This is a genomic window from Nitrospirillum karajorum, from assembly GCF_036348415.1.
Classification (GTDB): domain Bacteria; phylum Pseudomonadota; class Alphaproteobacteria; order Azospirillales; family Azospirillaceae; genus Nitrospirillum; species Nitrospirillum amazonense_B.
Genome location: NZ_JAZBQB010000002.1, coordinates 1,268,015 through 1,282,332, shown reverse-complemented (window position 1 = coordinate 1,282,332; position 14,318 = coordinate 1,268,015). Strand labels below are relative to the sequence as shown.

Sequence of the window (14,318 nt, the reverse complement as noted above, 5' to 3'; positions counted from 1 at the left end):
AAACCAGAAAGCCGATACGGCCGACGTCAATTTGACCAAAGGGCCGGGCGTCTCCATCTTTCGTCCGCCCTCCTTCGTCCGCGTTGGGCGTACGGTATCTCCATTGTATTGTCGGATCCTTAAGGTCCGCCGCCCTGGCTGCGCCCCCCGAGGGAGTAATCCGGGGGCTGCGCCCGAGGGGGTAATCCAGGAATTGGCCTTAGCAAGAAAGGTCCGCCCGCGATGATCCGTCTGCCGCTCCCCCGCCCGCGTCTGCCCCGTTTCCGCCGGGCGCATCTGATCGCCGCGGTGGTGTCCACCCTGGTGGCCCTGCCCATGGCGGCCAAGGCGGAATACGCCTACACCGCCAGCGGCACGATCCTGCGCGCCGGCCCCGGCGGCGGCTATCCGGCCATCGCCAGCCTGCCGCCCGGCGTGTCGTTGAACGTCTATGGCTGCCTTGCCGGCTGGTCGTGGTGCGACGTTGATTTCCAAGGCTACCGCGGCTGGCTCTATGGCGGCAGCCTGCTGTATCCCTACCAGGGCCAGCGGGTTTACCTGCCGCAGTTCGGCGGGGTGATCGGCCTGCCCGTCATCACCTTCTCGTTCAATGAGTATTGGGGCCGCTATTACCGCGACCGCCCGTGGTTCGCGGATCGCCATCGGTGGGAACGCCTGCCGCCGCCCCGTCCCATCTATCGCCCTGGGCAGGACTTCCGCCCCGGTCCGGGCCCCGGCCGCCCTGGGTGGGAGCATCATGATTGGGACCGCCACGACGGCCATCCCGGCCCCGGCCGCCCCGGCCCTGGTGGTCCTGGCCCCGGCCGGCCTGGCCCAGGGGGGCCGGACCATGGTCCGGGGGGACCGCACGATGATCACCGCGGCCCCGGCGGTGGTGATCATCGTGGGGATTGGGACCACGGCCCGCGTCCCTAGCTAGCCGCTTCCTGACCCGCCGTCCCCCGGGCCCCACCTTCCCCCGCGTCCGTGACGCCTTCCGAACGGAAGGTGCGGTAAGCCGACCGCCACGGCGATATCGGCCGGCACCCCCGGCCGGGTCGACAAGCCCGGCGGGGAGGCGATCAGGCGCAGGCGCACCGTGCCGTCGCCGCCGACCGGAACCGCCTCCGCATGGTAGGCCGTGCCGGTGACACGGCCCAGCCAGACCCAGCGCCCCTGCCCATCATCGGCGTAAACATCATGATGGGCCGCAAGGGGGTCAGGTGCCCAGCGGAGACGCACCTCCGCCCGGCCGCCGCCGGCACCGATCGCCCGTGCCTGCGCCATCAGTCCGCGCGGCACCGGCATTGGGACGTCGCCTGGCGCGGCACCGGCATAGACCTCACCGATGCGGACATCCACCACCTGGGGGCCGCCCTTGGCGGCGGCACCCAGCAGCAGGGCCGCGATGGTGCGCCCGTGATACGGGGCCAGGCTCAGCGTCAGGCGCGACCAGCCGTCAGCCAGGTCCTGCCTGGACGCACCGGCCAGGGGCAGCCAGACGGGAGCCGCCGGCCTGTCGGCGAACAGGAGGCCCAGGCGCAAGGCATCGGCCCCCTGCCCCTTCACCACCAACTGAACCACGGGGGTTATGGCCGCCTCCACGGTCAGCGCGGTCTTGTACAGCCATACCCGCGTCGCGTTGCCGGGCCCCAGCGTTCCCGTGACGCCCAGGGAGGAACCGCCGTTGAACGCCGTGTCATAGGCGTAATCGACCGCCAGCAAATCCGCGGCCGACGCACCGGCAGCCCCTGCCAGTGGCTCAACCCGCCATTGCCAGGTGGGCAGGATGTCCTGGATGCCCAGGTTGTACCACGGCTGTTCCGCCACCACCGCGCCATCGACATGGAAGCGGTCGCCCTCGCCCGTGTTGAAGCGGGTGACGAAGGGAAAGGCGCCGATGACCGAACGCTCGGCGATGAAATTGGCGACGCCATAGGTCAAGGGCAGGTTCAACTGGTCCGTGGCCTTGGGGGCCGCCGGGTCATAGTCGGTATAGCGGTGGCGCCCCCGGGCGGCGTTGGGAAGATAGGCCTGCGCCTGGGCGGCATCCGGCGCGTTGTCGGCGGCGGGGTTCTGCGACTGCCCGCTGAAGAACTGGCGTTCCAGAATGCCCAGGATGCGGCGGTCGGAGTGCGCGCCCGGCGGCTCGCCGGGAAGCGCCCGCTGGGTCCGCACCACGCGCAGCACGTTGCGCAGCCCATCCTCCACGCTGTAGACCTGAAGGCCGCCATAGGCGTAGGCGCCGTCGTTGGGGTGGATGACCTGCGGGGCGGCGGCCCCCAGATAGCCGGGCCCAGGATAAAGCTGGAGGCCGAAATAGGCCACGGCGCGTGGATCGAACCCATTGCGCAGGCAATAGGCGCGCACCTCCAGCGGCGCCACCGGCGCGCCGGAGCAGCAGCTGCCCGGCCCGCCATACCGGCTCCACCCCTGGTCCAGCATGGTGCTGTCGGCGTACGCTTGGCCCGGCCGGTCGCCACGGCGGCGCATCAGCCAGTCCATATCGGTGCCGCCGTCATAGAACTGGATATGGAAATCGGTGAGGCCGCGCCGCTTCGCCTCGTCGCGCATGGCGGCGATCCAGTCCAGGACCTGGGCCTCCGCTTCCTCCGTCCCGTTCTCGAAATTCACGAAATAGCCGTCGAAGCCGAAATACGCCGCCAGGTCCACCAGCTTGCGGGCGACCTGGGGCATGGGCACGGCGCTGCCGTCGTAATGGCGGCGGTCGGGCTGGAAGATGGTGCCCAGGGCCAGGGCGCCGTTGCGGTGGGCCACGTCGACCAGCGCCGGGTTGGGGATCATGCCGGTGCCGCGCCAGCCCACGACGATGTCATGGTAGGTGAAGATGCGCGGCACCTGCACGCCGCCCGGAAGCGGGGTGCCGTAACGCCGGCGCATCAGCGTTTCCTCGGAAACGCCCTCCGCCAGGGGGCCATAGCAGTCGGACAGGCTGGCGACACCGGGCACCGGGTCCAATGCAGGATGGGCCTGCGTGGCGGCGAACGGCGCGATGCGGTGGGCGCGTCGCACCTGGGACTGGAAATAAGGCGCGTCGGCATCCGCCTGCGGATCGTACTGCATCAGCGCCTGGAAAGCGTCCCAGCCGGCCCCATCCGGTGTCGAGGGGACGGGGGTCAGGGGATAGCGGGGGGCCCAGGCGCCCCCACCCGGTGGGGCATCGGCCGCGCGGGCGGACAAGGCGGACGACGGCGCCATGCTTCCCGCCGCCAGCGCCGCCAAGGCCAGGGAGGCGAAATCCCGGCGCGACAGCCGGGATGGACCATATGAATGTGCCGACACGGGTGTCCCCCACGCTGCGGATAGAAAAAGCCCCGCGCGGCATATACCGCGCGGGGCCATGACCGGCATCAGAACGAGACGGTGAAGCCCATCTGCACCATGCGGCCCAAGGCGTCATAAACCTGAGGGATGGTGTTCGAACGAGCCAGCGAGATGTTGTACGAGTTGGCCACGATCGGCGGCATCTTGTCCGTCAGGTTGTTGACGGTCAGCCGCAGGCTGATCTGCTCGTTGACCATGTAGCCCACCGCCACGTCGAAGTAGTCATACGACGGGATGGAGGTGAAGGTGGTGACACGGGTGGACGCGTTGGCGCCCAGCGACGGGTCGTTGCTGTTGGCGGCGTTGGTGACGCTGGAAATGTGGCGCCAGTTGAGGGAGATGCTGTAGGCGCCGCCATCGCGCATGTAGGTGCCGCGCAGGTTGTGCGTCCAGGCCGGGAACGGCTGGTTGCAACGGGGGCCGAAGTAGCCGACGCAGCTGGCGGGCAACGAGTTGGGTGTGTCCTGCCCGCCGTTGCGGGTGCTGAGCGAGCCGTTGAAGTCGAAATCGAGATGACCGCCCAGCTCGGCCACCGGCAGCAGGTACTGGGCCTGGAAGTCGTAGCCCTCGGCGAAGGTCTTGTAGTTGTTGGTATTGCCGTAGGTGACGAAACCGGTGCTGGGCGTGCCGCCCCGCACGGTGTCGTAGCTGGTGAGCGAGCCGTCGGCGTTGCGGTTGAAGTGGCTGCAGTAATAGGCGGTGGCGAACAGCGCGCAGCTGCTGCTGTAGAAGTCGTCGTAGTTAAAGCCGATCGAGTTGTCGATCATGATCAGGTAGCGGTCGGCCGACAGGGTCAAACCCGGCAGGAAGCTCGGCTTCAGCACCGCGCCGTAGGTCAATGTGTGGGCCGTTTCCGGGTCCAGCACGAAACCACCCTGGCGCGCCAGGCAGGCGTTGTCGTCGCACTGCTTGATATGACCGTACTGGGCGGCGGTGACACCGGTCAGCTGGCAGGCGGCGAGGCTGGCCGTCGGGTTGCTGCCGGCGCAGATGTCGGGGCCGCCCGAGGTGAAGTCGATGGCCTGGTTGTTCTCATAGATGTTGGGGGCGCGGGCCGCCTTGTTGTAGCTGGTGCGCAGGGTCACGTCCGGCACCGGGGCGTAGGTGCCCTCGATCTTCCACGTGGTGAAGGTGTCCGGGTTGGTGTCGTACTTGGACCAGCGATAACCGCCCTGGGCGGACAGCAGATGCACGAAGGGCTTGTCCTGGACCAGCGGCGCCTGGACCTCGATATAGCCTTCCTTCACGCTCTGGCTGGCCTTGAAGTTGCTGCCGTACCCCGCGTTGCTGACGAAGGCGGCGTCGACGGTGTTATTCTCCATATCCTTGCGGTATTCGCCACCGAAGGCCACGGCCACACCATCATGGGCGTAGGGGCTGGTAACCCCGTAGTGTCCCAGGTCGCCGTTGACGTTGACGGTGGCGTCCCACAGGGTGCCGATCTGTTCCTGCGTGCCGCCGTAGCCGCCCTCATAGAAATTGACCAGGGCCGAGCTGCCGCCATTGGCCACGAAGATGTTGGCCGGAACGCAGTTGGGGCTGGTGCCCGCCACCTTGGCGGCGCAGGTGGGCGTGCCGTTGACGTTGACGACGTTCAGGGAATCGGCCTGGGTCTGATAGACTGGGTTCTCAAAAGCCGGCTTGTAAGTCTTGTCGAACCGGGCGTACACGCCGCCCACGTCATAGTGCCAGGCGTCCAGGACCTTGCCGCGGAAACCGGCCGTGACGCGCTGATTTTCATTCAAATAATAGTCCTTCAGCTGCGCCGTGCTGTCGAACTGGTAGCGCACCTCGGTCGGCATCAGGGTGTTGGTACCCGCCAGGGAACCGCACAACGCCTGCTGTTGCTGCGCCGACATCAGGGGGTTGTTGCAATTGATGTTGTAGGACGACTCACCGAAAACCGAGGGCGAGTAAAGCCGCGATGTGCGGAACTGATTATAGGAAGTGTCGCTGGAGATCAGGTAGGAACTGTAGAACTCGACCGAATCGGTCAGATCATAATTCAGGAACAATCCGCCATTGATGCGCTCATCCTGACGCTGCAGATAATAGTCCTGATAGGAATTGTATCCATAAGTCTGGTCACGAGTGACAAAGGTCGGCGACCCGTCCTTGGCGTTGGAGAACACCTTGCCGGCGTTGTCGCCGGACTGCGGGCTGAAATAGCCGTATTTGGAATAGGTGGAGGTCTGGCAGGATAGCGGGCCGTCGGTGCTGGCCTGGATCAGGCCGCAGGCGGAAAAATCCCGGTCCTTGTACAACACGGGCTCCGTCCGGCGGTAATCGGCGAAGGCGCGGACATTGAGCCGGCCATCGGCGAACGAATGGCCCCAGGCGGCGCTGAAATCGCCACGCCCGCCGTCCCAGGCCTGGCCGTTGGGCGAACCGATACCGTAACGGTCGGCGACCGGCTGCACGATGGTGCGCTGGTTGTAATGGTCGTAAAGGCTGTAGTTGCCGCTGACCTGGAAGCCGTTGAACTCCTTCTTCAGCATGAAGTTCACCACGCCGGCCACCGCGTCGGAGCCATAGGCGGCGGACGCGCCGCCGCTCAGCACGTCGATGCGCTCCAGGAAGGCGACGGGGATGATGTTGACGTCCAGGCCGATGTTGGTCGCCACCCGCTGGCCGTCGATCAGCGTCAGGGTGCGGCCGAAGCCGATGCGGCGCAGGTTGATCTTCTGCGCGCCATCGCTGTCCTGATAGGTCTGCTGGTTGTCGGGCGACACCTGCGGCAGGCGGTTCAGGATATCCTCGACGTTCAAGGCGCCCGACTGCTGGATTTCCAGCGCCGTCACCGACGTGATGGGCGCCGCCGAGGTCATATTGGGCCGCGCCGCGATGTGCGAGCCCACCACCACCACTTCCGCCAATTCATCGGCGCCGCTATCCGCGCCCTGCGCCGTTTGATCCGCCGCCCATGCGGACTGGGCCCCCGTCAAGCCCATGGCGCCGAGGGCAATGCCCAGCGCCACGGTGGATGGGACATATCGTGAAACCATAGTGCGCCCCCTGTTTTGTTTTGTTGCCGTTCTACCGGCATAAACACCCGTCACCGTAACCATAACACTTCTGAAACCAGTTTCAATGCATATATGAAACTGGTTTCACTGATGCGCAAAGGTACGGGTTCGCCGGTCAGACCGTTCCCGGCGCGGGAGGCGGAGTTCCCGGCATCCGCCGCATACGAATTCTTGTTGTGGTCGGCCCCCCTTCCTGTGCCATGAAGGACGCACCGGCTGGATTTGCGGCCGAGGCACAAAGCCTGCGCGACGAAGCAGCGCGGGGGAAATCAAGGGATCGGGAGGGGATTGCATGGTGCCGGTTGCAGGCATGGCCTGGGTCGACTACGCCATCGTGGCGCTGTATCTCATCGGCATCGTGTCATTGGGGCTGTACCTGGCCCGCCGCCATTCCTCGACCGAGGATTTCTTCCTGGCGTCGCGCGGCACCACCTGGCCCGTCATCGGCCTGGCGCTGCTGGCCTCCAACATCTCCTCCACCACGCTGATCGGCTTGGCGGGTGCCGCCTACGGCACCGGCATCTCGGTCTACAACTACGAATGGATGGCGGCGGCTGTCCTGGTGTTCTTCTGCGTCTTCTTCCTACCCTTCCTGCTGCGGTCCAAGGTCTACACCCTGCCGGAGTTCCTGGAGCGGCGGTACAGCGGCCTGGCGCGCAGCTATTTCTCAGGGCTGACCCTGTTCCTGAACCTGGTGGTGGACACAGCCAGCGCCCTCTACGGCGGCGCCCTGCTGTTCAAGCTGCTGCTGCCCGGCGTGCCCCTGTGGCAGATCGTGATCGTGCTGGCGGTGTCGGCCGGCATCTACACCATCGCCGGCGGCCTGCGCGCCGTGATCTATACCGAGACCATCCAGGCCGTGCTGCTGCTGACGGCGTCCGCGATCATCGCCGTGCGCACCTTCCTGAAGGCCGGCGGCTGGGACGCGGTCATGGGCGCCGTCGATCCCGCCAAGCTGTCGCTGATCCGGCCCTTGAGCGACGCGGCCGTGCCCTGGCCCGGCCTGCTGACCGGCGTGCCCCTGCTGGGTTTCTACTTCTGGTGCACCAACCAGTTCATGGTGCAGCGCGTGCTGTCGGCCAAGGATGAGAACCATGGCCGCTGGGGCAGCCTGTTCGCCGGGGCGCTGAAGCTGCCCGTGCTGTTCCTGATGGTGCTGCCCGGCACCGCCGCCATCCTGCTGTACCCCAACCTGAAGTCGCCGGACCTGGTGTTCCCCACCCTGCTGTTCGGCCTGCTGCCCGCCGGCCTGGTGGGCCTGGCGGTGGCGGGCTTCATGTCGGCGCTGATGTCGTCCATCGCCTCCACCTTCAATTCCGCGTCCACCCTGTTCACCATGGATTTCGTGCGCCGCTGGAAGCCGGAGATGCAGGGCGCGGCCCTGGTGCGCGTGGGCCGGATGGCCACCCTGGTCATGGCCGTGGCCGCCATGGCCTGGGCACCGCAGATTGAGCATTTCGGATCGCTGTGGCAGTACCTGCAGGTCATCATCGCCTATGCCGTGCCGCCGGTGATGGCGCTGTACCTGGTGGGCATCTTCTGGCGCCGGGCCAACGCCGCCGGGGCCGCCGCCTGCATCGCCGCCGGCGTGCTGGGCGGAGCGGCCCTGTTCGTGGCCAACACCGTGCTGGACGTGGTCAGCATCCACTTCCTGTACGTCGCCCCACTGCTGTTCGTCCTATGCGCCACGGTACTGGTGATCGTCAGCCTGGCCACCGCGCCCGACGCGGCGGAGAAGTCGGCCGGCCTGGTCTGGACCCCGGCCTTCTTCCGCGAGGAAACCGCCCGCCTGGCGCATGAACCGTTCTGGCGCAACTATCGCGTGCTGGCCGGCCTGTTGCTGGCCGCCACCGCCGCCATCGTCTACACCTTCCGCTGAGAGGCCGGCCCATGGGCGATCCGCTGCGCGTGTTGCCGGCCGGCACCAGCCTCCCGGATCTTAAGGACCCGGAGCCGCGACGCGCATTGCGGGGACGCGCGGCCGATTGCTATCATCCGCGCCCAGGGGAGCACCAAGAGGCCGGAATCAAGGGGATGCGGGTCAAGCGTCCGACATCGTTCGACATCGCCGAACTGGCCGGCGTGTCGCAGTCCACCGTGTCCCGCGCCCTGCGCAACGACGCGATGGTCAGCGAGGACACCCGCCAGCGCGTGGCCCAGGCGGCCCGCCTGCTGAACTATAAGGTCGACGTCAACGCCCGCAACCTGCGGTCTCAGAAAACCAACACCCTGGCCCTGCTGCTGTACGAAGACCCGGTGACCAGCCAATCGCTGATCAACCCCTTCTTCCTGTCCATGCTGAGCAGCATCACCAAGGCGTCCGCCCGGCGCGGCTATGACCTGCTGATCAGTTTCCAACAGTCCAGCGACGATTGGAGCGCCGACTACGCCGCGTCCAAGCGGGCCGACGGCCTGATCTTCCTGGGCTATGGCGATTACCTGCGCTACGTCGACAAGATCAGCCGCCTGGATGAGGTCAGCACCGCCTTCGTCACCTGGGGCCCGGTGGTGCCGGGACAGCCGGGACACTTCATCGGGTCGGACAATGTCAACGGCGCGAGGGAGGGTGTGCGCCACCTGGTGGCGCGGGGCCGCCGGCGCATCGCCTTCCTGGGGGACATCTCGGAACACTGCCCGGAGTTCCGCGACCGCTATCGCGGTTATGTCGAGGCGCTGGGTGAGGCCGGCCTGCCGGTCATCGAGGCGCTGTACGCCGATGCCGCCGCCTCGGAAGAGGTCGGGCACCAGGCCATCCTGGACCTGATCGACCGCGAGGGGCCCATCGACGCCGTGTTCGGCGCCTGCGACCTGCTGGCCATCGGCGCCATGAACGGGCTGCGCGAGCGGTCCTTGCGGGTGCCGGAGGATGTGGCGGTGGTGGGCTTTGACGACATCGTCGCCGCCCCCTTCACCTCCCCGCCCCTGACCACCATCCGCCAGGACACGGCGGCGGCGGGCGAGTTGCTGGTGGAAAACCTGCTGCGCCTGATCGAGGGGCGCCCCATCGAGACGACACAGATCGCCACCAGCCTGGTGGTGCGGGGCAGTTGCGGCGGGCTTTGACGCCGCGCCCGCCATCCCCGGGGCCACAACGGGCCCCGGGGTTGATCAACGCTTACGGCCGGGTCGCGTAGCGCACCGCCACAGGGGCGTAGAGGTCCCAGACCCCGCCATCGTGCAGGGACCGCAGCAGCTTCACATACTCCGCGTGCGCCCAGGCCAGGGGCGTCGCGCTGTCGGTGCCGGCGCCGGCCTTGTAGCCGCGGCCGCCGTCGCTGCCCACGCCGTCCCACACCTGTTCCGGGATCATCAGACCCTGGTTGGCGAAGCGCTCCAGGGCGCGGACATAAGTGGTACGGATGGCCTCTATCTCCGCCGGCTTGGCGCCGCCGGCCTTGGCCGCCGCCAGCGCCAGCTCGTAATGCCCACGCTCTCCGGTCAGCAGGGGCCAGACGCGGCCGCGCTGGGTGGGGGTCATGGTGCCGCTGACGGCGTAGTTGGCGCCGGTCGCCCGGTCCTCACCATAGCCGTCGTTGCCGTAGCGGCGCCAGCCGGGATAGGCGGTGGGATCGCCGGCGAAGTGGAACGTGTACTTGACGCGCAAATTCTCCGGCAGCGCCTCGTCATCCAGGACGGCCAGGCTGGCCTTGATGACGGGATCGCTGGGGGCCCGCACGCCGTAGCGCACCAGCTCCAGGAAGCCGCCGTCGACATAGGCGTCCTCGGTCAGCGCCTGCTGCCCGTTGCGCACCGCCAGAGGCGTGTGGGCGTTGGGTTGGCCCGTGGGGGCGATGCGCAGGTAGTAGCCGGCCCCCTTGCCCGGTACTGGGGAGCCCTTCGACGCCAGCTGGCCATTGGTGGTGACGGTCGCGGCCTCCAGCCCAGCGGAGTATTTGTCGGCGGCGGCGTAGTAGCGCTTCACCGCCGCCTCATCCCCCGCCACGTCTGCCAGCTCCGCCGCCACCGTCAGGCCGGCGATGACCGCCGCGGTGGTGGAGGGCGAATTGCCGGCCTGTTCCTCCCAGCGTTCCTGCTGGGTCACCGGCGGGCGGATGGTTTCCTTGTTCCAGCCGATGCCCACGGTGCCGCCCTTGACCAGGAAGTCGGCGGCGGGCTTCACCATGCCGTGGTAGAGCGCCGTCACGTCGGCGTCGCTGATGACGCCGTTGCGCCACAGACGCCAGGCCAGCATCAAGGGCATGGCCGTCTGGTCCAATTGCACGCCCACCCATTCGGGCGTGCCGTCCACGTGGGTCTTCTGCAGGAACCAGCCGCCATCACCATGGTTCCCCGGCGTCTTCGGGCCCACCTGGATGGTCTTCAGGTAGTTCAGCGCCGCCTTGGGCGTGTCGGTGTCGCCCAGCGCCAGCAGGGCCATGGCGCACTGGTAGAAATCGCGCGGCCACACCGCCTTGTAGCCCGTCTCGGGCTTGTCGGCCTTCTGCGTGTCGCCCCAGGGCGCGGAGAGGGAGGCGATGAGCGCGCCGGGATGGGTCTTGTCCTCCTGCGCCTTCAGCACCAGGGCGCTGGCGTAGAGCAGCTTGCCGCCATCCATGGCCACCTTGGCCAAGTCCGGCAGGGGCGCCAGCTTGGCCTGGTACCCTTCCCAGCCGGCGTCATAGGCCGCCAGCACGGCATCGTGCCCGCGCTTCAGCGTCGCCGTGGCGGCGGCATCCGCCGCCTTGGCGCTGTCGCCGAAGCCGACGACGATGTCGAAGGTGGCCTCCCCCGTCACGGGCGCCAGAGCGCCGGCCAGGGCCACATTGCCGGCCTTATCGCCGGTGGTGGTGTAGTCCGCATCCAGCTTGCCGGCCTTTTGCAGCTGGGTCAGCCCGTCGGAGGCGCCGACGAAGCCCACGCTGGCGGCCTTGAAGCCCTGGGCGGCCTTCACCACCAGATGGCGGTTGCCCTCATAGGCGTGCAATGCGCCCTCTGCCACGTCGGCCTTATCGCCACCGCCGGTGCCGGCCATCTGCGGGTCCACCAGCAGATAGGGGGTGACGGTGGCGCCTTTCAGCGCCCGCACGGTCACACGCACCATCAGGGTGTCGGCGGCGGGGTCGGTGAAGACCTGCTTCTCGATCTCGTACTTGCCGTTCTTGGCCTTATTCACGACCTTGTAGGCTAGCGAGCGGGGGCGGCCGGCGGAATCCACGTCCAGATAGCTGGTGGTGCTGTCGGTGTCCTTGTCCTCCACATCCAGGAAGCCCTCGCCCTGGATGGCGACCTTCAGTTCACGCAGCTGCACCTCATGGATCAGGCCGTACATGGTCTCGGTGACCACGCCCTTGGCCAGGGAGAACCAGACGCGCGACGGCACGGCCTTGCCCGCCTGCGCATCATAGGCATGGTAGGCCGTGCCGATGCCGGTCTTGCCCGCATAGGCGCCCGTGGCCGACTGCCCCGGCGCGCCCGGCGCCACACCGGCCAGCGCCGCGGTTCCCATGGTGGAGGCCAGCAGCACCGCCACCAGCGCCATGGCCCGTTTCCGTCCCATCGTCTTCTTGTTCGTCATTCCATCACCAGGCTTGAAAGACAGCAGGGCCCACTGTCCCCCGCAGTGCGCTGCACAAGGCCTTGAATACGTATGGGAGGCGAAAGGGGGAAGCGGGAAATACGTATGCGGACACCCTCCCGCGGATGGCGCCATTTCCCCGCCCCATTCTCCAAGCGCAGAAAATCAATCCCCCTGGCGCACCAAGCGACGTACCGCTTGTTTTTCAAGCATGGGAACAATCACTGTCAATTCCGGCATGTGATTGCGGGAAGAAGAGCTCAATTATTTAAAATAAATAATCTGGTGGCGCCGCAAGAACTGGAACAAGAGCAATTCTTAATCTGTGGAATTGGAAAAATGCCAAATATAAAGCAGCAAAGCGCGGCGAGTGCCGATAAAGAATCAGGATTATTGTCAAAATTCAGAATACGCGCTCGCATTATAATAATTGCTGCGGCACCAACGGTGCTCTTGCTTGGGTTCCTTATACCATCAGTTCTTAAGGAATACAGGGAGCGGATCAAACTGGCCTCAGTTCAGGAAGCCGTGACCATCACTGGAACAATTGGCGACCTAGTTTCAGCCCTGCAACTTGAGGCAGGCTTGTCGGCGACCTACGCTTCCAGCGCCGGCAGAGACATGCGGACTGAACTGGCAACGGCGCGGAAAGCCACGAACACCGCCATTAAAAAGCTGCAGGACGCGGTCTCGCAAGGTGGCTTTCGTAAAAGCGAAGGCCGAGCAGCGGACGCCTATGCCATCGCGGAACGGAACATCGACCAGATCGATGCCAAACGGGCGGCCATCGACTCCCTATCCATGTCCCTGGATGATCTGAATGATTTTTACACCTTCGGTCTGATTGGCAAATCGCTGGATGTGATCGAACAGACAATGCCCTTGATCGATCAAGGACGGTTGCAGATCATCGCCCAAGCGTATGAGAGCATTGTTTGGCTCAAGGAGATGTCTGGCGCCACCCGGGCCAATGCGGTACCTGGTTTCACGACGGGCAAGTTCACAGCCGACCAGCTGAAGCGGGTCAGTGGGTTCTATGGCAAACAGCGCCTCTACAAGGCGCGGTTCGAGGTGTTCGCATCACCGGACCAGCAGTCGCGCTACCGTCAGACGGTGACCGGGCCTGATGTCGACAGGGCGGAGTCTTTGACCAAGGCGGTCGCCGAAGCCACCCCGGATACCGACTTTTCCGGAAAGATAAAGGTGGAGGAGTGGATCGGCATCACCTCGGCCCGCATTTCCCTATTGGGCAAGGTCGAGTCCAGCCTTCGTGATGACCTTGTCGCATCGGCCCAGTCCCTGGTCGACGATTCAAGCCGATCGATCTACCTGTCGTCCGGGATCAGCATAGTGGCGCTTTTGGGTAGCGTCATCCTCGTCTCATTGGTTGGCAACAGCATAAACCTTCCCCTGTCCTCGTTGACGCAATCGATGACCCAACTGGCCGCCGGACGGCTAGACGCCCCGGTCTGGTACTTCAGGAACAAGGACGAGATCGGCGAAATGGCCCGCGCGCTGGAGGTGTTCAAGCAAAACGCCCTGGAGCGGTACGAACTGGAGGCCAGGGAGAAAAGAGAGCAGGAGAAGCGGGAACAGCGGACCCGGACCGTCGAGACATTGACGACCAACTTCGACAAAAGCGTTTCGACCATGTTGGAGACCGTGGCTAGCGCCAGCACCGAACTGGAAGCGACCGCCGCCTTCTTGTCGACCTCGGCAGAACAATCAAGCACCCAGGCGACGACGGTGGCGGCGGCGGCGGAGCAAACGTCGGCCAATGTCCAGACGGTAGCCACGGCGACCGATGAACTGTCGTCCTCCATTGCCGAGATCGCTCGCCGGATGACCGAATCCGCGCGCATCGCCAACGCCGCTTCCGACAAAGCGGCGCACGCCAATCACTTGGTCGCCAACCTGGCCACGGCTGCGGAGCGCATTGGTGAAGTGGTGAAGCTGATCAACGACATTGCCGCCCAGACCAATCTGTTGGCCCTGAACGCCACCATAGAGGCGGCTCGGGCCGGAGACGCCGGCAAAGGCTTCTCCGTCGTGGCGGGGGAGGTCAAAAGTCTCGCCAACCAAACCGCGCGGGCGACAGACGAGATCAGCCAGCAAATAACATCGGTTCAGGAAGAGACGAGAAACACCGTCGCCGCCATTCAAGGCATCGCAGGTATCATTGATCAGATACAACGGATCGCGACCGATATCTCCTCCGCCGTGGAGGAGCAGGGCACGGCCACCCGGAAAATTGCTCGCAACGTGCAGCAGGCGGCCCAGGGAACTCAGGCCGTCAGCGGGAATATCGGCGGCGTCTCACAGAGCGCCGCCGCCACCGGCAGCGCCGCGCAACAGGTGCTGTCGTCTGCCGGCCAATTGTCCATGAATGCCGAACTGCTGAAACGCGAGGTGCAGGACTTCCTCGCGTCGATGCGCATGGCGTGACCGGGGCG

Annotated in this window: 7 protein-coding genes; 4 read left to right on the top strand and 3 right to left on the bottom strand. The window is 66.0% G+C overall.

Annotation, left to right across the window (positions count from 1 at the left end; translation table 11 throughout):
• The first annotated feature begins 222 nt into the window (after positions 1 to 222).
• A complete protein-coding gene (locus tag UCD39_RS13075; RefSeq protein WP_330496430.1) occupies positions 223 to 915 on the top strand; it encodes an SH3 domain-containing protein in 693 nt (230 codons plus the stop codon).
• On the opposite strand, the gene UCD39_RS13070 is transcribed toward UCD39_RS13075, so the two are convergent.
• Both UCD39_RS13070 and UCD39_RS13065 read right to left on the bottom strand, forming a co-directional pair.
• Entirely contained in the window at positions 916 to 3,282 is a 2,367-nt protein-coding gene (locus UCD39_RS13070) for an endo-beta-N-acetylglucosaminidase (RefSeq protein ID WP_330496429.1), read from the bottom strand.
• A gap of 68 nt (positions 3,283 to 3,350) precedes the next feature.
• A complete protein-coding gene (locus UCD39_RS13065) occupies positions 3,351 to 6,329 on the bottom strand; it encodes a TonB-dependent receptor domain-containing protein (RefSeq protein WP_330496428.1) in 2,979 nt (992 codons plus the stop codon).
• Between the two features lie 313 nt (positions 6,330 to 6,642).
• Here UCD39_RS13065 and UCD39_RS13060 point away from each other — a divergent pair, with 313 nt between their 5' ends.
• Positions 6,643 to 8,229, top strand: coding sequence for a sodium:solute symporter (locus UCD39_RS13060; protein ID WP_330496427.1), 1,587 nt, complete (start codon positions 6,643 to 6,645; stop codon positions 8,227 to 8,229).
• A gap of 155 nt (positions 8,230 to 8,384) precedes the next feature.
• On the top strand, positions 8,385 to 9,413 hold the full coding sequence (locus UCD39_RS13055; protein ID WP_330496426.1) for a LacI family DNA-binding transcriptional regulator: 1,029 nt from the start codon (positions 8,385 to 8,387) through the stop codon (positions 9,411 to 9,413).
• A 52-nt stretch (positions 9,414 to 9,465) separates the two neighbouring features.
• Here UCD39_RS13055 and UCD39_RS13050 read toward each other — a convergent pair whose 3' ends face one another.
• Entirely contained in the window at positions 9,466 to 11,865 is a 2,400-nt protein-coding gene (locus UCD39_RS13050; protein ID WP_330496425.1) for a glucan 1,4-alpha-glucosidase, read from the bottom strand.
• A 198-nt stretch (positions 11,866 to 12,063) separates the two neighbouring features.
• On the opposite strand from UCD39_RS13050, the gene UCD39_RS13045 reads away from it, so the two are divergent.
• Complete coding sequence (locus UCD39_RS13045) at positions 12,064 to 14,310, top strand: methyl-accepting chemotaxis protein (RefSeq protein ID WP_330496424.1); 2,247 nt, start codon at positions 12,064 to 12,066, stop codon at positions 14,308 to 14,310.
• Positions 14,311 to 14,318 lie beyond the last annotated feature (8 nt).

Bases quoted from the DNA above. Each gene is read 5' to 3' on its own strand.
- UCD39_RS13075 (WP_330496430.1), top strand. From the start codon at position 223: ATGATCCGTCTGCCGCTCCCCCGCCCGCGTCTGCCCCGTTTCCGCCGG.
- UCD39_RS13055 (WP_330496426.1), top strand. From the start codon at position 8,385: ATGCGGGTCAAGCGTCCGACATCGTTCGACATCGCCGAACTGGCCGGC.
- UCD39_RS13050 (WP_330496425.1), bottom strand. From the start codon at position 11,865: ATGACGAACAAGAAGACGATGGGACGGAAACGGGCCATGGCGCTGGTG.
- UCD39_RS13065 (WP_330496428.1), bottom strand. From the start codon at position 6,329: ATGGTTTCACGATATGTCCCATCCACCGTGGCGCTGGGCATTGCCCTC.
- UCD39_RS13060 (WP_330496427.1), top strand. From the start codon at position 6,643: ATGGTGCCGGTTGCAGGCATGGCCTGGGTCGACTACGCCATCGTGGCG.